We start from the raw sequence: 18,726 nt of genomic DNA on the forward strand, positions 1-18,726 counted from the left end.
GCAGGGACTTAGTCCAGCAGGCCCGGAGCGATCAGCAGTGTGGTCGGGACGGCCAGCAGCAGGACCGAGAGGCACAGCACGCACACCTGCTGCCAGCGCGGGAGCGGCGGCTGCGGCGTCAGCAGCCGGCTGAGCCTGCCGGCTGTGCCCAGCGGTTCCTGGAAGTCCGGGCCGCCCAGGGCAGCCGGAGAGTTGGACGCCGGCGCTGCCGGCGTCTCCCGGCCAGGTGCGGGGCTGCCGGAACCCACTATGGCAACCGAACGCACCAGGGTTAGCCGGTCCACCTTCCGCAGCGCCTCATCATCTGCGAGCATTTCGATCAGTTCGTTGACTGACCGCTGCGCCATCAGTGAGGTCGGCAGCCACGGCAGCGCCGCGCGCCAGGCCGCGAACGCCCACAGCAGCAGGTGGTGGTGCTGAGCCAGATGCGCCCGCTCATGGGTCAGGACGGCGGAAAGCTCATCCTCGGAGAGCATGTTCAGCAGCCCGTCGGACAGGACGGTGACCGAGCGTGCGCCGCCGGGCAGGCAGTAGGCCACCGGCGTGGGGTGCTGGATCACCAAGGTGGCCGGTGCGTCCGAGGAGGGGGAGCTGAGCAGGTTCAGCATGTCCCGGTGCCGCCGCCGGCCGCGGAGAATGCGGTACCAGGTCAGCAGCAGGGTAAAGACCAAATGGGCGCTCAACAAAGATGCGGCGCTGAGGGCGAACACGTGGACCAAGCCGAGTTCGCTCGCCGGGGCGCCGGCCACCAGGATGGCCCAGAGGCCCTGCAGCCCGTCCAGCAAGTTGTTGCCCAGCGGTTCCAGGCCCCAGGTCAGCATGGCGCCGATCATCGACAGTCCGCCGGCGAGGGCTATGGCCTGCCACAGGACCATGGCCGTGAAGGGGGAGCGCGCGGGCCACTTTGCCCGCGAGAGGAGAATGGGCACGGGCCACGCCAGGATAATCGCCAGCGCGGCCAGTGCGTAGGAAGCCCAGAACACTTTGTTGGTGCCGCTGCCTAGGCGCCGAGCAACCTGCGGAGCATCTCGGCTTCGGTGTCGGAGACCGAGCCGACAAACCGGGCCAGGACGGCTTCACGGTCGTTGGCGGTACCCAGGGCCTCGTGCATCAGTTCGGCGGTGTGTTCTGCACGCGTGGTCACTGCCCGGTAGCGGTGCGGCCGGATGTCCCGCTCGCGGCGTACCAGGGATTTTTTCTCCAAGCGCGAAAGGACGGTCAGCACAGTAGTCACTGCCAGGCCCCTGCCGTCGGCGGATTCCTCGCGCTGCGCCAGTTTTTCCCGCAGCTCGTTGGCCGTGGCTGCTTCGGGCGACTCCCACAGGAGGTCCATCATTGCGCGTTCCAGGTCACCCAGCGTAGCCATGTGCATCCTTCTCGTTATTCAGTCCCGGCCTCAGCCGATAGTTCAGTCCAGACCTACCAATGTACCGCGTTTCGGCCTGTGGTTCTACATCACGTAGAAATCTTTGCGGCGATGTTCTACGCTGTGTAGAAGTCAGTCTTCTACGTCCTGTAGAAGTCGTCGAACTATTGAAGGACAAATCGCGTGGAAGCACTGGATATCGCCCGGTGGCAGTTTGGCATCACCACCGTCTACCACTTCCTTATGGTGCCGCTAACCATTGGCCTGGGCATCGTGGTCGCAGCATTGCAGACGGCCTGGGTACGTACCGGCAAAGAGCAGTACCTCAGGATGACCAAGTTCTGGGGCAAGCTCTTCCTCATCAACTTCATCCTCGGCCTGGCCACCGGCCTGGTGCAGGAATTCCAGTTCGGCATGGCGTGGAGCGAGTACAGCCGTTTCGTCGGTGACGTCTTCGGCGCCCCGCTGGCCCTGGAATCGCTGCTCGCCTTCTTTACCGAGTCCGTGTTCCTGGGACTATGGGTCTTCGGCTGGAAGCGTCTGCCGAAGAAAATCCACCTGGCGAGCATCTGGATCACCACGCTTGCCTCGATGCTTTCGGCCTACTTCATCCTGGCCGCCAACTCCTGGATGCAGCACCCCGTGGGCGTGGAAATGGTCGACGGTCGCCCGGTCATGAATGACATCTGGGCCGTCCTGACCAACAACACCCTGCTGGTGGCCTTCCCGCACACCGTCTTCGGTGCCTTCGCCGTAGCCGGCGGCTTCCTGCTCGGCATCTCCTGGTACCACCTCTGGAAGCGGCGCCGTGACGGCATCGACACCGTGGACAGCAAGGGCAACGTAGTAGTTGGCGAACGGCCCGAAATCGGCCGCGACAAAACCGACCACGCCGTCTGGCTCCGCTCGCTGCGCGTGGGCGCCGCCGTCGCCGTCGTCGCCTTCGCCGGCGTGGCCGTCAGCGGCGACCTGCAGGGCAAGCTCATGTTCGCGCAGCAGCCCATGAAGATGGCTGCGGCTGAAGCTGCCTGCCACGACGGTACCGGCTTCTCCGTCCTCTCCGTCGGAGACCCCGGCGCTGCAAATTGCGAGGACGTGGACACGCTCCTCGAGATCCCCGGCATGCTCTCCTTCCTGGCCAACGGCGACTTCGACACCGAGATCCGGGGCGTGAACACCCTCCTGGACCAGTACCAGGACGACTACGGCACCCACCTGCCGGACAACGAAATCTACGGCTCCAACTCGGGCGCGGAGATCGACTACACACCGAACTTCGCCGTCACTTACTGGGGCTTCCGCATCATGATCGGCTTCGGCGGCATCGCAGCAGCCGCTGCGGCCTTCGCCCTCTGGGTGGTCCGCAAGGGCACCGTCCCCGAGTCGAAGTGGCTGATGCGCCTGGCCGTCTTCGGCATCCTGGCGCCGTTCGGCGCCAACAGCGCCGGCTGGATCTTCACCGAGATGGGACGCCAGCCGTTTGTGGTGGCACCGAATCCCACCGGCACCGACGGCGTCTTTATGTTCACCGCGGCTGCCGTCTCACCGGGCGTAAGTATGGGCGAACTGCTCTTCTCCGTCATCGCGTTCACCGTGGTCTACCTGGCACTGCTGGTGGTTGAGGTCCGGCTGCTGTTCAAGTTCGTCCGCGGCGGCGTCCCGGCTGCCATGCCGGACCTGCTGGGCAACGACGACGGCGACACCGGCGGCCTCAACTCCCCGGGCATGGACCCGGACGGCACGCCCGGAAAGGCGAAGTCCGATGTCCTCGACTTTGCCTACTAAGACCTTCCGGACCGGCCGGATCCGGTCCCGCACCTGCGGGACCGGATCCACCCCGACCCTGTCCGGCTTCCTTTCAACCCTGCCGGCCGCCGGCATCCCTGGAGCTCTGTTGTAATGTCGCTACCGTTGTTCTGGTTTATCGTGATTGCCTTCCTGTGGGTCGGCTACCTCTTCCTCGAAGGCTTCGACCTGGGCGTGGGCATGCTCATGAAGCTGATGGCCCGCGACGAGAAGGAACGCCGCGTGCTGCTGAACACCATCGGCCCGGTGTGGGACGGCAACGAGGTATGGCTGATCACCGTGGGCGCGATGACGTTCGCCGCGTTCCCCATGTGGTACGCCTCGCTGTTCTCCGCGCTGTACATCCCGCTGGTCTTTGTGCTGATGGGCCTGATTTTCCGGGCGGTCTCCATCGAGTACCGCGGCAAGCATGACAGTGACAGCTGGCGCAACCGGTGGGACTGGGGGATGGCCCTGGGTTCGCTCGTGGCCGCCTTCGGCGTGGGGGCCGCGCTTGGGCTGACCACCACCGGCCTGCCGCTGAACGAGAACGGCGACCGGGTGGGCGGGGCCTTCGCCTGGCTGACCCCGTACGCCGTGCTGGGCGGAGTGGCCGTTGTGGCGTTCTGCCTGATTCACGCCTGCGCGTTCCTGATGCTCAAGACCGACGGCGAGATCCGCGAACGTTCCCGCAAGGTGGTCCTGCACTGGCTGCCGCTGGGCATCCTCCCGCTGGCTGCCTGGGCCGTTATTGTCCAGTTCATGAACGGCAAGGCCTCGACGCTTCCCCTGCTGGTAGTGGCCGTGGTGGGTGCACTGCTCGCCTGGATCTTTGCCCGGCGCGGCCGCGACGGGGCGACCTTCGTCAGCCTCGGCGTCTTCCTCGTGGCCGGTGCGGCCACCATCTTCGCCGCCATGTACCCGGTGGTACTGCCCTCCACGCTGGACGCCGCCTGGAACCTGACCGTGGAGAACGCCTCCGCATCCCCGTACGCCCTGAAGGTCATGAGCTGGGTGGCACTGTTCGGCCTGCCGGTCGTGGTGCTCTACCAGGGCTGGACCTACTGGGTCTTCCGCAAGCGGGTCAGCGCTGAAGCGATCCCGGCCGCCCACAGCTTCAAGTCGCAGTGAAGCCCGTCCTGCCGGTCAGCGCCACCAGTCGGCGGGCGCTGTATCTTCTTGGCCTGCTGGCCGCCGTCAAGGCGGCCGGCCTGGTCCTGCTGGCCGACGCCGTGGCCGGTGGAATTGCCGGCTTGGCCGGCGGCGGCCCGGACTGGAACCGGATGCTGCTCCTCGGTGCCGCCGGTGCCGTGCTCCGCTCCCTGGCGGTGTGGGGGCAGGACACCGTAGCCCAGCGGGCAGCGGCCGGAGTCAAGGACGAACTGCGCCGCCAGCTTTCCGCCCGCGTGCTGTCCGACGGCGGCACGGTGCCCGGCATGGGCAGCGGCGCCTTGAGCGTCCTGCTCACGCGCGGTCTCGACGGCCTGGACAACTACTACTCCAAGTACCTGCCCGCACTGGTGACCTGCGCCGTCGTTCCCCTGCTGGTAGGCATCCGCATCCTGTCAGCGGACTGGGTCAGCGCGCTCATCGTTGTGCTGACCGTGCCCCTGATTCCGGTGTTCATGATCCTGATTGGCATGCATACGCAGGACAAGACCGCCGCGGCCGTGGATGCCCTGAACCGGCTGTCGGACAACATGCTGGAGCTGGCCAAGGGCCTGCCGGTGCTGGTGGGGCTTGGCCGTGCCAAGGCCCAGACCAGGGCCCTGCGGGACGTGGCCGACCGTTACCGCACCACCACGCTGGCCACGCTGCGCGTTGCTTTTATGTCTTCCCTGGCCCTTGAGCTGATTGCCACCATCTCCGTGGCGCTGGTGGCCGTGTTTATCGGCGTGCGGCTGGTGCACGGCGGCATGCCGCTGGAAGTGGGGCTCCTGGCCCTGATTCTGGCCCCCGAATGCTATCAACCGCTGCGTGACCTGGGTACCGCGCACCACTCCAGTGAAGACGGATTGGAAGCGCTGAACCGCACCAACGCCGTGCTTCGCGCACCGGCTGCCCGTCCGCTGGTTTCCGCTGCCGGGAGCGGCGCCGGGACCGGAACCCCGGGCAACGCCGTGCCCGGACACGCGCCCCTGCAGGTCCGGAACCTGACCATCAGTTACGAGGGACGCCCGCATCCGGCCGTGGAGAACCTGAGCTTCACCGTACCCGCAGGCTCCATTGCGGCCCTGACCGGCCCCAGCGGTGCCGGCAAGACGTCGGTGCTTGAGGCCCTGGCCGGGCTGCGCCGCGACGGCGGGGACACCCGGCTCAGCGGATCCGTTGACGGCGTTGACCGTTCCACCCTGGCCTGGATACCCCAGCATCCCGTCCTCGTGGAGGACACCGTTGCCCGGGAAATTGCCCTGTACGCGGGTCTGCCGGCCGGCGACGCCACCCGTCCCGACGCTCCCGCCCGTGCCGCAGCCCGCGACGCACTGGACGCAATCGACGCCGGACACCTCCTGGACGCCGCGACCGCCGATCTCAGCCCCGGCGAGCAGCGCCGGGTGGCCGTGGCCCGTGCCCTCGCCCGGATCGACGCCGTCCCCGGCGTCCGGGTGCTGCTGGCCGATGAACCCACTGCGCACCTGGATGTCCGCAGCGCTTCGGCTGTCCGTGCAGCGCTGGCCGGGCTGCGCGGCCGGGCTACCGTCCTCCTGGTGGCGCACGACGCCGCAACGGCCGCCGTGGCAGACACCCTGATCCCCGTGGATGCGCCCGCAGGCGTGGTGCAGCCCGCCGGCAGCGGTGCGGTGTTCGAGACGGTCTTCGAGACTGCGCCCGAGGCACTGGCCGAGTCCCTGACTGGAACCGCCGACCTGCAGGCGGATCCGTCGCCGGAACCCTCCGCCGTCGCGCCGATGACGGCAGCAGCGGAGAACGCAGCCGCCCCGGCCCACCAGCCGCTGTGGAAGAACATGCTGGTACTGCGGCCGTGGAGCAAGCAGTTTGTCCTGGCACTGGTCCTGGGCACAGCCGCCACCATGTTCGCCGTCACCCTGACGGCACTGTCTGCCTGGCTGATTGTCCGTGCCAGCGAGCAGCCGCCCATCCTGTACCTGATGATGGCGATTGTGGGGGTGCGGTTCTTCGGTATTGGCCGGGCCTTGCTGCGCTACCTGGAGCGGCTCTCCCTGCATGACGCGGTTTTCCGCGCCACGAACACCCTGCGCGTACGGCTGTGGAACGGCCTGCTGCAGCGGCCCGAAGGCTGGCGCCGCGTGGCCCGCGGCGGCGGTGCACTGGAACGGCTCGTGGGCGACGTGGACGAGTTGCGGGACATTGCGCCGCGGGTCGTCTTCGCGCCGCTGACCGGACTGCTCACTGCGGCCGGAGCCTGCGTGGCAACCTGGCTGCTGGTCCCTGAGGGCCTCGCGGTGCAGGTGGCGCTGTGCGTCGTCGGAATGCTGGTTGCTCCGCTGCTGGCACTGCTCGCGGACCGCGCAGCACGGGCAGCCACGGTCAACCTGCAGGCACGGTCCATGTCCGGCATGGCCCGCCTGCTTTCCGCAGCCCGGGACCTGGAAGCCAACTCCAGCTCGGCACCCGTGCTGGCCCGCCAGGAACAACTCGAAGCGGCGGCGGCCAAAGCCGTCCGGCGCAGTGCCTGGGCACAGGGGCTGGCCAACGCCCTGACCGCCCTCGCCTGCTCCCTGAGCGCGCTCTACATGGTCAGTGCCGCCCGCGAGGCTCCGGCCACAGTGGCCGCCGTGGTGGTCCTGGTCCAGCTGGCCCTGATCGAACCCTTTGTTGCGGTCAACGGGTCCATCCAGCAGTTCTTCGCCTGGCGGACGCTGGGGGACAAGGTGCTGCCGGACCTGGGCACCGATGACGTGGAGGAGGACACCACCGAAGCCGAAGCGGCCGCGCGCGCCCGGTTCGGCACGGTGCAGGACCTGGAACTGCACGGCATCCGTTACCGCTACCCGGGCGCTGCACGCGATGTCCTGGCCGGGGTGGACCTAGAGGTATCGGCAGGGGAGTGGGTGGCTGTCACCGGCCCGTCCGGCAGCGGCAAGTCCACGCTCCTGGGCGTCCTGCTGGGGTTCCTTACACCGCAAAGCGGGTCCTACACCATCAACGGGCAGCAGGCGCAGTCGCTGCCGCCAGCTGCCCGGCGCATGGCGTGGTGCCCGCAGGAGGCCCACCTCTTCGACTCCACGCTGCGCGGAAACCTTCTGCTGGCCCGTGACCGCGCCCTGGCGCCAAGCGAAGCCGAAATGGTCGAGGCACTGCGCGCCGTCGGGCTTGGACCGCTGTTCCGGACGCTGCCCGAAGGACTGGACACGCCCATCGGTGCCGGCGGACATTTCCTCTCCGGCGGCCAGCGCCAGCGCCTCGCCGTGGCGCGGGCACTGCTTGCAGAGGCCGACGTCGTGCTCCTGGACGAGCCTACGGCCCACCTGGACGCGGCGGCCGGGGAACAGCTCATGGCGGACCTGAAGTCCGGCCTGCAGGGCAAGGCCGTGGTGGTGGTGACCCACAACCCTGCAGATGCCGCCTGGTGCGAACGGGAGGTCGGCCTGGGCGCAGGGGCTGTGCTTCTGTCCTAGCGCTTATGGGGTGTCCTAGGGTGGATGGATGCAGACGCCCTCCCTTCCCACAGTCCCAGGCCCGGAAACCGGTCTCCGCTGGCGCTCCATCGCAGCCGACGACGTCGATGCCTGGTATGCGCTGATCCGCCGGATGGCGGAGGCGGACAGACCGGGCTGGGTGGAGGACCGCCGGGACCTGGAGCAGGCAATGGAAACCGCCTCCGGGGACCCGGCGCTGGACACGCTGATTGGCCTGGACAAAGACGGGGCAGCACGCGCCTACGGGCGGATTGCGCTGAACCCGGGCTCCGAAACCGGGTCCGGGTTCGGCGGCGTGGATCCGCAGTGGCGCCGCCGCGGGATCGGCGCGGCCGTGTTCGGCTGGCAGGAAGCGCGCCTGCGGCAGCGGCTGCTCAGCGAGCACCGCAAGCACGGTGTGCTGCGGACCTATGCCGAGGAAGCCAACGCGTCGCACGTTGCCCTGCTGGAGTCCGCCGGCGCCCGTGTGGTGCGGTACTTCACGGAGATGAGCCGGCCGCTGCACACGGACCTGCCGGACGCCGAATTGCCGGCGGGCATGGAGTTCCAAACGTTCAGCGCCGCGAATTCCGACGCCATCCGCCGGGCGCATAATGAAGCGTTCAAGGACCACTGGGGCAGCGAGCCGCGCAACAAGGAACGCTGGGCGTTCACCGTTGGGCATCCCGAGTTCCGTCCGGACTGGAGCTTCGCAGTGATCGATTCCGGCACCGGGGAAGTCGCTGCATACCAGCTGGCCAGCTTCGACCCGGAGAGCCAGGCCATCCACGGCTACAAAGAGGGCTACACCATGCTCCTTGGGGTGCGACGGAACTGGCGCGGACGCAAGCTGGCACCGGCCATGCTGGGCGAAGCCATGCGCCGGTTCCGCGACGGCGGGATGGACAACGCCGGACTGGGGGTGGACACCGAGAACCCCTCCGGCGCCCATGACCTGTACGAAAGCCTTGGCTACCGTCCGACGCACCGCGAAGTGGTCTTCGACAAACCCGTGCTCTAAGACGTGGCCGTGCCCTCTAGGCGGGGGTGTGCTTCGGGGTTGTCTGGATCCATATCGCCTCGGCGGCGGGGAGGCCCAGTTCCATGGCACGCCCGCACGCTTCGATGGTGAGCGTTCCGGCGTAGGGCTGGCGCGCCAGGACGGTCAGCACCGTATCCAGGTGCAGTCCCAGTCCGGCGATATAGCGCAGGAGTTCCGGTTCGTTGTCTGACACGCGTGCCACCACGCCGCGCGTCCCGGGCTCGCAGCGGCTGAGCCGCAGGGCATCCAATACCGGGAAACTGCCGTCGCGGGCGGGAATCGGGTCTCCATGGGGGTCGCGGACGGGGTGGCCGAGCCGGGCGGATAACGCGTCCACCATTTTGTCCGAAACCGCGTGCTCCAGGTGCTCGGCTTCGTCGTGGACTTCGTCCCACCGGTAGCCCAGGTACTCCACCAGGAACGTCTCGATCAGCCGGTGCCGCCGCACCATGCCCACGGCCGCCGTCTCGCCGGCAGCGGTCAGGGCAATGGAGCCGTAGCGCGCATGTGTGAGGAGCCCTTGGGCCGTAAGCTTTTTCACCGCTTCGGAGACCGACGACGGCGAAAACCCCATGTGGACTGACAACGCGGAGACCGTCAGGGGTTCATCCGTCCATTCCTGTGCGGTCCAGATGACCTTCAGGTAATCCTGGGTAGCCGTGGAAAGTTCGCTGTGTGGTGCCACGGTCCCACCTTACTGGAAGGCCTGCCTGAAAAAATGGCCCTCAAATACCCCCAGGGGGTACTTGACCTATACCCCTTGGGGGTATAGCTTGGTGGGGAAAGCGAGGGGAGAGAACCATGACAGAAGCAACCGGACATGCCGTGCACGCACCCGGGGCGGCACCGGCAGGCGTTGCGGCGCCGGCCGCAGTGCACGGATACACCTCCGATAAAGCTGCGTACCTGCGCCGGCTGAAGCGGGTTGAGGGCCAGGTCCGCGGCATCGCCCGGATGGTGGAGGAAGACAAGTACTGCATAGACATCCTCACGCAGGTCGCCGCCATCAATAAGGCGCTGCATGCCGTCAGCCTGGGGCTGGTCCAGGACCACATGTCGCATTGCGTGGTGGATGCCGCGCAGGAAGCAGAGCGCACCGGCAACCCCGAACTCGTCCAGGCCAAGGTGCAGGAAGCAGCCGACGCGATCGGCCGGCTCCTGCGCTAGGGTCCGCCGAAGAATACCCAAGAAAGAAGAAGGATATGGAAACCACCACACTGAACATCTCCGGTATGACCTGCGGCCACTGTGTAGCCTCCGTCACGGAAGAACTGAAAGCGCTCGACGGCGTCAGCGAAGTCTCCGTTGACCTGAACGCCGGCGGGGTCTCCACCGCCACCGTCACCTCCACCCGGAGGATGGCACCGGCGGAACTGGGCGAAGCGGTAGCCGAAGCGGGCTACATGGTCGTCGAAACCACGGCCTAGGAGCCGTTCCCGGGCCCGGCCCAACGCGGGACCCGGCCCCGGACAGCCGGCAGTTAGCAACAGAAGGGAAGAACCATGGACACCCAGGAACTGGTGAACAACAACGCCAGGGCCGTTGAGCTCGATATCCAGGGCATGACGTGCGCCTCCTGCGTGGCACGGGTGGAACGCAAGCTCGGCAAGATCGAAGGCGTGGAAGCATCGGTGAACCTGCCGCTGGAAAGCGCGCGCGTAACGGCACCGGCTTCAGTGACGGACCAGCAGATCCTCGACGCCGTGAACTCTGCCGGTTACCAGGCACGGTTGAAGACCCGGGCCGGCAACTCCGCCGCGCATGGTGCGCATGCGGAGGGCAGCCACGCAGGCGAGGACCATCTGGCCCACGGCGGCTCAGGCGAGGACCATATGTCCCACGGCGGGACCGCAGCACAGCTGCGTCCGCGGCTGATTGCCGCCGCCGTCCTCAGCGTGCCGATCCTGCTGATTTCCATGGTTCCGGCCCTGGCCTTTCCCAACTGGGGCTGGGTGGCCGCACTGCTGGCCCTGCCTGTGGTGACGTGGTCCGCGTGGCCCTTCCACCGGGCCGCGGCCATCAACGCCAGGCACCTGGCGTCCACCATGGATACCCTCGTGGCGATCGGCGTCGCGGCCTCGTATCTGTTCTCGGTGGGCGAGCTGCTGGCCGATCCGGGGCTGACCGCAGACCCGGGCATGGGCGCGGACCCGCACCTGTACTTCGAAGTGGCGTCGGTGGTGGTGACCTTCCTGCTGCTGGGCCGCTACCTAGAGGCCAACGCCAAGACCAAGGCATCGGACGCATTGAAATCGCTCCTGAGCCTAGGTGCCAAGGACGCGACCGTGCTGCGCGGCGGAGAGGAAATCCGGATCCCGGCGGACCAGCTTGCCGTGGGCGACATTGCCGTAGTCCGGCCCGGGGAGAAAATCCCGGCCGACGGTGTCGTGGTGGACGGCCGTTCCGCCGTTGATGCGTCCCTGATCACCGGCGAATCCCTGCCGGTGGAAGTGGACGTTGACAGCCCCGTTACCGGGGCGACCATTAATACTTCGGGCCGGCTGCTGGTCCGGGCCACCCGTGTGGGCAGCGAAACCACATTGGCGCAGATGGGCCGCCTGGTCAGCGATGCCCAGTCCGGCAAGGCGCCCATTGCGCGGCTCGCTGACCGGATCAGTGCAGTTTTTGTGCCGGTGGTCCTGGGCATTGCGGTGCTGACCTTCCTGCTCTGGCTGTTCTTCGCCGGTGACCTGCAGGCAGCGTTCGTGGCGGCGGTTGCCGTGCTCGTTATTGCATGCCCCTGTGCCCTTGGGCTGGCCACACCCGTGGGCCTGCTGACCGGTACCGGGCGGGGTGCCCAGCTGGGCATCCTCATCAAGGGCCCGCAGGTGCTGGAAGACACCCGCACCGTGGACACCATCGTGCTGGACAAGACCGGAACCATCACCACCGGCAAGCTGTCCGTGGCACGGGTCCGGCTCCTGGACAGTGCCCCCGCGGACCTGACGCAGGACGGGCTGCTGCGCCTGGCCGGCTCGGTGGAAGATGCCGGGGAGCATCCCATTGCCCGGGCCATCGCGGCCTCCGCCCGCTCCGGCCCGGGCACCGTCTCCGTCGCCGGATTCGATTCGGCTCCCGGCGGAGGGGTGCGCGGCACCGCTGACGGCCGCAGCGTTGTCGCCGGACGTCCGGCCTGGCTGGATGAGAACGGCGTCGACCTGCCCGACGGCGCGTATGCGGCACTGCGACAGGAGCAGGCTGCCGGTTCCACAGCGGTGCTGGTGGCGGTGGACGGGCACGCGGCCGGCATCATCTCGCTGCAGGACACCCTGAAGGACGGCTCGGCGGCTGCCATTGCCAGGTTCCGCAGCCTGGGCCTGCGTCCGGTGCTGCTGACCGGTGACAACGCCGTGGTGGCGGCCCACGTGGCGGAACAGGTAGGCATTCCGGCGGAAGACGTCCTCGCGGACGTCCGCCCGGAAGGCAAGGTGGAGGCAGTCCGGCGGTTCCAGGACCAGGGACGTACCGTGGCCATGGCCGGCGACGGCGTGAACGACGCCGCGGCGCTGGCGCAGGCCGACCTCGGCATTGCCATGGGCACGGGCACCGACGTTGCCATGGAAGCGGCGGACCTGACCGTGATGGGCAGCGATCTGGGCCAGGTGGCCACCGCCATCGAGCTGTCCCGGCGTACGCTGGCGACCATCAAGACCAACCTGTTCTGGGCTTTCTTCTATAACGCTGTGGGCATCCCGGTAGCGGCTTTCGGGCTGTTGAACCCGATGATTGCCGGAGCAGCGATGGCCGCCAGTTCGGTGCTGGTGGTGGGTAACTCGCTGCGGCTGCGCAGCTTCGGCAAACAGCACGCCCAGTAGGCTGCACGGCACAGAAAAAAGCGGCAGGCGTGGTCCAACGGACCATGCCTGCCGCTTGGTTTGCGCGGTGCTTGTGTGGCTGTGCTTGGTGTGGCGGTGCCTTGTGTGCCGGGGCTAGCCCTGGCTGGGGCCGACGGCGTCCACTGCATTGGCCAGCGGCACCCCGGACCCGTCCCGGCGCCCGTGCTCGGTGGGCAGCGCCCGGGCTACGCCGTTGGCAGCAGCTGCCTTGGCTGGTCCGTGCCCGGCCCAGGCCACCACCAGAGCGTCTTCGCCCTTCAGGAAACGGTGCGCCCGGACACCGGCAGTAGCGCGGCCCTTGGCGGGGAATTCCTCGAACGGCGTCACCTTGACGGAGCCGCCGGGTGTGCCCGGCAGGGTTTCGGCGGCGGTGGACACCGTCACCACTACCGCATCGGGATCATCCGCGGCCACCACGCCGAAGTACACCACGGCGTCGTCGGCTGCCAGCTTGATGCCGGCCACGCCGCCGGCCGTGCGGCCCTGGGCACGGACGGCGGACGCCGGGAAGTGCAGCAGCTGCGCCGAACGGGTGATGAAGACCAGTTCATCGGTCTCGTGCGCGGCCACCGCAGCACCAACCACCTCGTCCTTCGGCTTGAGCGTGACGGCTTCCCAATCGTCCCGGTTCAACGGGTAATCCGGGTTCACGCGCTTCACCACGCCGTTGCGGGTGCCCAGTGCCACTACTTCATTCAGCGGCACCAGGCCAACCAGTTTCTCGCCCTTGGACAGGGTCATGAACTCCTTCGCGGGAACCCCGCCGGCCAGGTTCGGCAGCCCGGCGGTGGAGGGCAGGGCCGGCAAATCCAGCACCTGCACGCGGATCATCCGGCCGCTGGAGGTCAGCGCGCCTATCTCGCCGCGCGCCGTGGTCTTCACCACGGAGCGGAAGACGTCGTGGCGCACCCGCTGGCCGCTTTCAGCCAGGGGGTCCTGGTCCGAGGTGCGGGCCACCTGGCCCGAGGTGGAGAGGATGGCCCAGCAGGGGTCGTCCGGGATTTCCAGCGGCAGGACGGCTTTGGCCCCCTTGCCGGTGGCGCCTGCAGCAGCGGCGGCGACGGCGGCGCCCTTCAGCGGGGAGGCAGCCTCGGATTCCAGCAGCACGGTGCGCCGCGGCGTGGCGTACTTGGCCGCTACCTCGCCCAGCTCGTCCGAGACCAGGGAACGCAGGAGCTCTTCAGAGCCCAGGATGGCTTCCAGCTCCTCGATGGCCTTGCGCAGCTCGTCCTGTTCCTTCTCCAACTCAATGCGGGAGTACTTGGTCAGCTGGCGCAGCCGCAGTTCCAGGATGTGGTTGGCCTGGATCTCCGTCAGGTCGTACACGGCCATCAGCCGCTGGCGGGCCTGAGCGGTCTCATCCGAGGACCGGATGATCTGGATGACTTCGTCAATGTCCACAATGGCGATCAGCAGGCCCTCGACCAGGTGCAGCCGGTCCTTCTTCCGGCCCAGGCGGTAAGCAGTGCGGCGGCGGACCACGCCGATGCGGTGGGCCACGTACACCTGCAGCAGTTCCACCAGGCCCAGGGTGCGCGGCTGCCCGTCCACCAGGGTCACGTTGTTGATGCCGAAGGAATCCTCCATGGGCGTGAACTTGTACAGCTGCGCCAGCACGGCGTTGGGATTGAATCCGTTTTTCAGCTCGATCACCAGCCGCAGCCCGTGGCTGCGGTCCGTCAGGTCCACAATGTCGGAAATGCCCTGCAGCTTCTTGGACGTGACGGCGTCCTTGATTTTTTCGATGACCTTTTCCGGGCCCACCATGTAGGGCAGTTCCGTCACCACCAGGCCGGTGCGGCGGGCGGTCAGCTGTTCCACTTCGACCTTGGCGCGGGTCTTGAAGGATCCGCGGCCCGTGGCGTAGGCATCCCGGATGCCCTCCAAGCCCACGATCCGTCCGCCGGAGGGCAGGTCGGGGCCGGGAATGAACCGCATCAGTTCATCCAGCCCGGCATCGGGATTGGCGATCAGGTGACGGGTGGCGGCAATGACTTCGCCCAGGTTGTGCGGGGCCATGTTGGTGGCCATGCCCACGGCAATGCCGGTGGCGCCGTTAACCAGCAGGTTCGGGAAGGCGGCGGGCAGCACTTCGGGCTGTTCCAGCTGGTTGTCGTAGTTGGGCACAAAGTCCACTACGTCTTCATCGAGGTGGTCCGTCATGGTCAGCGCGGGGGCCGCCAGCCGGGCCTCGGTGTACCGGGCGGCGGCAGGGCCGTCGTCGAGCGAACCGAAGTTGCCGTGCCCGTCGATCAGCGGCAGGCGCAGCGCCCAGTCCTGCGCCATGCGCACCATGGCGTCGTAAATGGCCGTGTCACCGTGCGGGTGCAGCTTGCCCATTACCTCGCCCACCACGCGGGCGGACTTCACATGCCCGCGGTCAGGGCGCAGCCCCATGTCGGACATCATGTACAGGATGCGGCGCTGGACGGGCTTCAGCCCGTCCCGCGCATCCGGAAGGGCGCGCGAATAGATGACCGAGTAGGCGTATTCGAGGAACGAGCCTTCCATCTCGGTGGTGACATCAATATCGATGATGTTCTCGGCGATCACTTCGCCGGGTGCGGACTTGGAGACGGGTTGGCGCCGGGCCATGCTGTGTCGAATCCTTGCAGTGGTAGGAGGTGGGTGGCAGGAGGTGGGTGGTTGGGGACTACTCTGAGTCTATGGTGGAGCAGGGACATTACCCCGAATATTGGGAAGCCGACGTCGTGTTGCGGGACGGCGGTACCGGCCATCTGCGGCCGGTTTCCCCCGCGGACGCAGACGCGCTGCAGGCCTTCCACATGCGGCAGTCGCAAAGCTCCATCTATCTTAGGTTCTTCACCTACAAGGCCAAGCTCACCAAAAAGGAGCTTGAGCGCTTCACCAACGTGGACTACCGCAACCGGGTGGCGTTCGTCATCACCATTGGTGACGAAATTATCGGCATCGGCCGTTATGACCGCCTCGACGACCCCACCGAGGCCGAGGTTGCCTTCAACATCTCCGACGGCCACCAGGGCCGCGGCCTGGGTTCCATCCTGTTGGAGCACCTTGCCGCCGCCGCGCGGGAAAACGGCATTCGCCGGTTCTCGGCCGAAGTGCTGCCGGAGAACCGCAAGATGATCGGTGTCTTCGCCGACGCCGGGTACGAGGTGCGCCGGCATTTCGACGACGGCGTGATTGCCCTGGACTTCAACATCGACCCCACGGAGAAATCCCTGGCGGTGATGGAGGCCCGCGAGCACCGCGCCGAGGCGCGCAGCGTCGCGGACCTGCTCTCGCCGTCGTCCATTGCCGTTATCGGAGCCAGCCGCGAGTGGGGATCGGTGGGTTACCAGCTGCTGGAGCACATCATTGAGGGCGGCTTCAAGGGCTCCGTTTATGCCATCAATCCCGAGGCCTTCGAACTGGCCGGAATGATTTCCTACAGCCGGATCGCAGACGTTCCGGAAACGGTTCAGCTTGCCGTGATCGCAGTGCCGTACGACCAGGTCCTGGAGGTCGCCGACGAGTGCGCGGCTGCCGGCGTCAAGGCGCTGCTTGTGGTCACAGCCGGGTTCGGGCCCAAGGGGCCGGAAGGCCTGGCCCGGCAGCGCGCCCTTGTCCGCCGGGCCCGTGCGCACGGCATGCGGGTGGTGGGGCCGGCATCGCTGGGCCTGATCAACACCCGTCCCGAGGTAGCACTGAACGCGTCCATGGCTCCGGCGCTGCCGCGGCGCGGGGGATTGGGGTTGTTCAGCCAATCCGCGGCCATCGGGGTGCTGCTTTACGCCACTGCGCAGCGCCGCGCGCTGGGGCTATCCTCCACCATCTCGGCCGGCAACCGGGCCGATGTGTCCGGCAACGATGCCATGCAGTATTGGGAGGACGACGCCGACACCAAGGTGGTGGCGATGTACCTGGAGTCGGTGGGCAACCCGCGTAAGTTCTCCCGCCTGGCCCGCCGGCTGGCTCGCACCAAGCCGGTGATCGTGGCGAAATCCGATGTCACCGGCCTCCAGCTGCCGCCCGGCCACGCGGTGCGGACCACTCAGGCACCGCCCGGCGCGTTGGATGCCATGCTGCGCCAGTCCGGCGTCATCCGGGTCAGCACCAATGAACAGCTGATCGACGTGGCGCAGATCGCCGTCAGCCAGCCGCTGCCCCGCGGCCGCAGGATGGCCGTCTTCAGCAACTCGGTGGCACTGGGCCGGGTGCTGGCCGACGCGTGCACCGGACTGGACCTGGAAATCACGGCACTGGAAGCCGAACTTGCCCTGGACACCGGCAGAAGCGTGGCCCTGCCGCAGCTGCGCCGGACCGTCATAGGGGTCCTTTCCGACGATGACGTCGACGCCGGCGTTGTGGCCATCCTGCCCACCCCCGGGCTCACCACCGATGCCATTGCTGCCGTGCTGGCCGAATGCGTGCAGGAGACCGGGAAACCGCTGGTGGCGGCGTTCACCGGAATTGTTGACCCGCGGGCGCACGTGGAAGGCATCCTTGCCGCCGATACCGACGTACCCGGTGAGGGTCTGCCGTGCTTCAGCAGCCCCGGTGCCGCGGTCAGCGCACTGGCGGCCGTGGTGCGGTACACCGAGTGGGCCAACCGCGACCACGGCAGCTTCGTGGAGCCGGCCGGGGTGGACACCGAGGGTGCCGCAGCTTTCATCACTTCCCTGATGGGCCGGGTCGAAGGGGACCGCCTGACCCGTCTGGACCAGGAACATACCGCCCGGCTGCTGCAGTTCTACGGGATCTCCGTGCTGCCGTCCGTCAACTTTTCCACCCCTGAGGAAGCCGTGGCCGCCGCGGACCGGCTGGGCTGGCCCGTGGCTGTCAAGACCAGGGAAGGGCATCTGCGCCACCGCCTGGATCTTGGGGGAGTGCGGCTGAACATTTCCAGCCCCGAGGCACTGCGGACCAACATTGAGCAGATGCGCGGCGCGCTGCAGCGGTACGGGGATTTCGAGATGGAAATCCAGTCTATGGCCCCCAGCGGCCAGGGGTGCCGGATCCGTGCCATTGAGGATCCGCTGCTGGGGCCGGTCATCTCCTTCGGCCTGGCCGGGGATGCCACGGGCCTGCTCGATGACTGGGCGCACGGCGTGCCGCCGCTGACGGACCGCGACGTCTCCGAGCTGGTGCGTGCACCGCGCGCCTCCGTCAGGCTTTTCGGTTACCAGGGCCTGCCTGAAGCCGACACCCCGGCACTGGAGGACCTTATTGCCCGGCTGGCGGTCCTGAAGGACGAACATCCGCAGATTGCCTTGATAGACATCAACCCGGTGCTGGTCTCCGCCGACGGCATCACGGTGCTCAGCGCCGACATTCGGCTGGGCAATCCGCAGCGCCGCACCGACAGCGCGCGGCGGGCAATGCGGGACTGACTTTTCCCCTGTCCGCGCGCCATTTAGGCGCTGGGGGGCGGTCTGGGGGAAACTGGAAGCATGTCGCCGTTACTTTCCGCTGAACGCCGCAGCCTTGATGCTTCCATGGAACGGGCAGGTTTCTACCCGACGCTCCTGGCCGATGTGGTCCATGACGCCCTGGACGGCCGCGAACCGCTGTCCCACCTCATCCACTTGGAAACGCACTTTGAGCGCACCGAGGTACACCGCCACATCACCGTGCTGGTCCTGACCGAGGACATGCTGGTAATCACCCACGTGGATGACCAGCAGCTGGATGAAGCCGGCGAGCAGATGATGGCCCAGGTTTCCACCGAGTCCGTACCGGTCACCCAGATCCGGTCCGTGGTGCTGGGTTACATGTACGCCCAGCCGCAGGACTACAAGCCTTCCGACCCGGTCCGTGAAATGACCCTGGCCATAGCCTGGTCCGGCGGCCAGCGGCTGGATATGGGACCTGCGGGATGTGCGGACCCGCAGTGCGAGGCCGACCACGGCTACACCGGCACCATTGCGCAGGAGGACATTGTCCTGCGTGTCAGCGCCGAGGCGGACGGGGCCCAGGCGGTGCAGAACGCCAAGGCCTTCGCCCGTGCCCTGCGCAAGGTCAATACCGACACCACCGCCGCGCCGCGCCCGTTCGACGGCGCCGACTCCCGGCAGCGGATGCCCGGTATCGGCGGCCGCTTCAACCGCGCCCACCCGCAGCGGTAAGCCAGCG

General features: G+C 67.5%; 13 protein-coding genes. 9 read left to right on the forward strand and 4 right to left on the reverse strand.

Annotated features, from left to right (window positions below):
* Positions 1–8 precede the first annotated feature (8 nt).
* Both QNN98_RS07215 and QNN98_RS07220 read right to left on the reverse strand, forming a co-directional pair.
* On the reverse strand, positions 9–983 hold the full coding sequence (locus tag QNN98_RS07215) for a M56 family metallopeptidase (RefSeq protein WP_227910918.1): 975 nt from the start codon (positions 981–983) through the stop codon (positions 9–11).
* 17 nt (positions 984–1,000) lie between these two features.
* Positions 1,001–1,366 (reverse strand): BlaI/MecI/CopY family transcriptional regulator, encoded by a 366-nt coding sequence (locus QNN98_RS07220; protein ID WP_227910919.1) that lies wholly within the window; start codon positions 1,364–1,366, stop codon positions 1,001–1,003.
* 183 nt (positions 1,367–1,549) lie between these two features.
* Here QNN98_RS07220 and QNN98_RS07225 point away from each other — a divergent pair, with 183 nt between their 5' ends.
* From QNN98_RS07225 to QNN98_RS07240, 4 genes are all read left to right on the forward strand, one after another.
* Positions 1,550–3,151 carry a cytochrome ubiquinol oxidase subunit I gene (locus QNN98_RS07225; RefSeq protein ID WP_283996649.1) on the forward strand — a complete coding sequence of 534 codons (1,602 nt, stop codon included), beginning with the start codon at positions 1,550–1,552 and terminating at the stop codon, positions 3,149–3,151.
* 114 nt (positions 3,152–3,265) lie between these two features.
* Positions 3,266–4,282, forward strand: a complete 1,017-nt coding sequence (gene cydB / locus QNN98_RS07230) for a cytochrome d ubiquinol oxidase subunit II (protein WP_227926541.1) — start codon at positions 3,266–3,268, stop codon at positions 4,280–4,282.
* Complete coding sequence (gene cydD / locus QNN98_RS07235; RefSeq protein WP_283996650.1) at positions 4,279–7,752, forward strand: thiol reductant ABC exporter subunit CydD; 3,474 nt, start codon at positions 4,279–4,281, stop codon at positions 7,750–7,752. The genes cydB and cydD overlap by 4 nt, the downstream gene beginning before the upstream one ends.
* Positions 7,753–7,780: 28 nt before the next feature.
* Positions 7,781–8,773: a GNAT family N-acetyltransferase gene (locus QNN98_RS07240; protein ID WP_283996651.1), complete on the forward strand. Its 993-nt coding sequence runs from the start codon at positions 7,781–7,783 to the stop codon at positions 8,771–8,773.
* A gap of 16 nt (positions 8,774–8,789) precedes the next feature.
* Here the strand turns inward: QNN98_RS07240 and QNN98_RS07245 are convergent, their stop codons facing one another.
* Complete coding sequence (locus tag QNN98_RS07245; protein ID WP_229959482.1) at positions 8,790–9,479, reverse strand: metal-dependent transcriptional regulator; 690 nt, start codon at positions 9,477–9,479, stop codon at positions 8,790–8,792.
* Between the two features lie 116 nt (positions 9,480–9,595).
* Here QNN98_RS07245 and QNN98_RS07250 point away from each other — a divergent pair, with 116 nt between their 5' ends.
* From QNN98_RS07250 to QNN98_RS07260, 3 genes are all read left to right on the forward strand, one after another.
* A complete protein-coding gene (locus QNN98_RS07250; RefSeq protein ID WP_227926537.1) occupies positions 9,596–9,961 on the forward strand; it encodes a metal-sensitive transcriptional regulator in 366 nt (121 codons plus the stop codon).
* 35 nt (positions 9,962–9,996) lie between these two features.
* Positions 9,997–10,221 (forward strand): heavy-metal-associated domain-containing protein, encoded by a 225-nt coding sequence (locus QNN98_RS07255; protein ID WP_227910926.1) that lies wholly within the window; start codon positions 9,997–9,999, stop codon positions 10,219–10,221.
* A 75-nt stretch (positions 10,222–10,296) separates the two neighbouring features.
* Positions 10,297–12,609 carry a heavy metal translocating P-type ATPase gene (locus tag QNN98_RS07260; RefSeq protein ID WP_283996652.1) on the forward strand — a complete coding sequence of 771 codons (2,313 nt, stop codon included), beginning with the start codon at positions 10,297–10,299 and terminating at the stop codon, positions 12,607–12,609.
* A 114-nt stretch (positions 12,610–12,723) separates the two neighbouring features.
* On the opposite strand, the gene QNN98_RS07265 is transcribed toward QNN98_RS07260, so the two are convergent.
* Complete coding sequence (locus tag QNN98_RS07265) at positions 12,724–15,225, reverse strand: DNA gyrase/topoisomerase IV subunit A (RefSeq protein WP_283996653.1); 2,502 nt, start codon at positions 15,223–15,225, stop codon at positions 12,724–12,726.
* 71 nt (positions 15,226–15,296) lie between these two features.
* Here QNN98_RS07265 and QNN98_RS07270 point away from each other — a divergent pair, with 71 nt between their 5' ends.
* Together QNN98_RS07270 and QNN98_RS07275 are read left to right on the forward strand one after the other, a co-directional pair.
* Positions 15,297–17,984, forward strand: coding sequence for a bifunctional acetate--CoA ligase family protein/GNAT family N-acetyltransferase (locus tag QNN98_RS07270; protein ID WP_283996654.1), 2,688 nt, complete (start codon positions 15,297–15,299; stop codon positions 17,982–17,984).
* A gap of 60 nt (positions 17,985–18,044) precedes the next feature.
* On the forward strand, positions 18,045–18,719 hold the full coding sequence (locus QNN98_RS07275; protein WP_227910930.1) for a DUF5998 family protein: 675 nt from the start codon (positions 18,045–18,047) through the stop codon (positions 18,717–18,719).
* The last annotated feature ends 7 nt before the right edge of the window (positions 18,720–18,726 follow it).

The sequence above is a fragment of the Arthrobacter sp. zg-Y1143 genome (assembly GCF_030125565.1).
Lineage (GTDB): Bacteria > Actinomycetota > Actinomycetes > Actinomycetales > Micrococcaceae > Arthrobacter_B.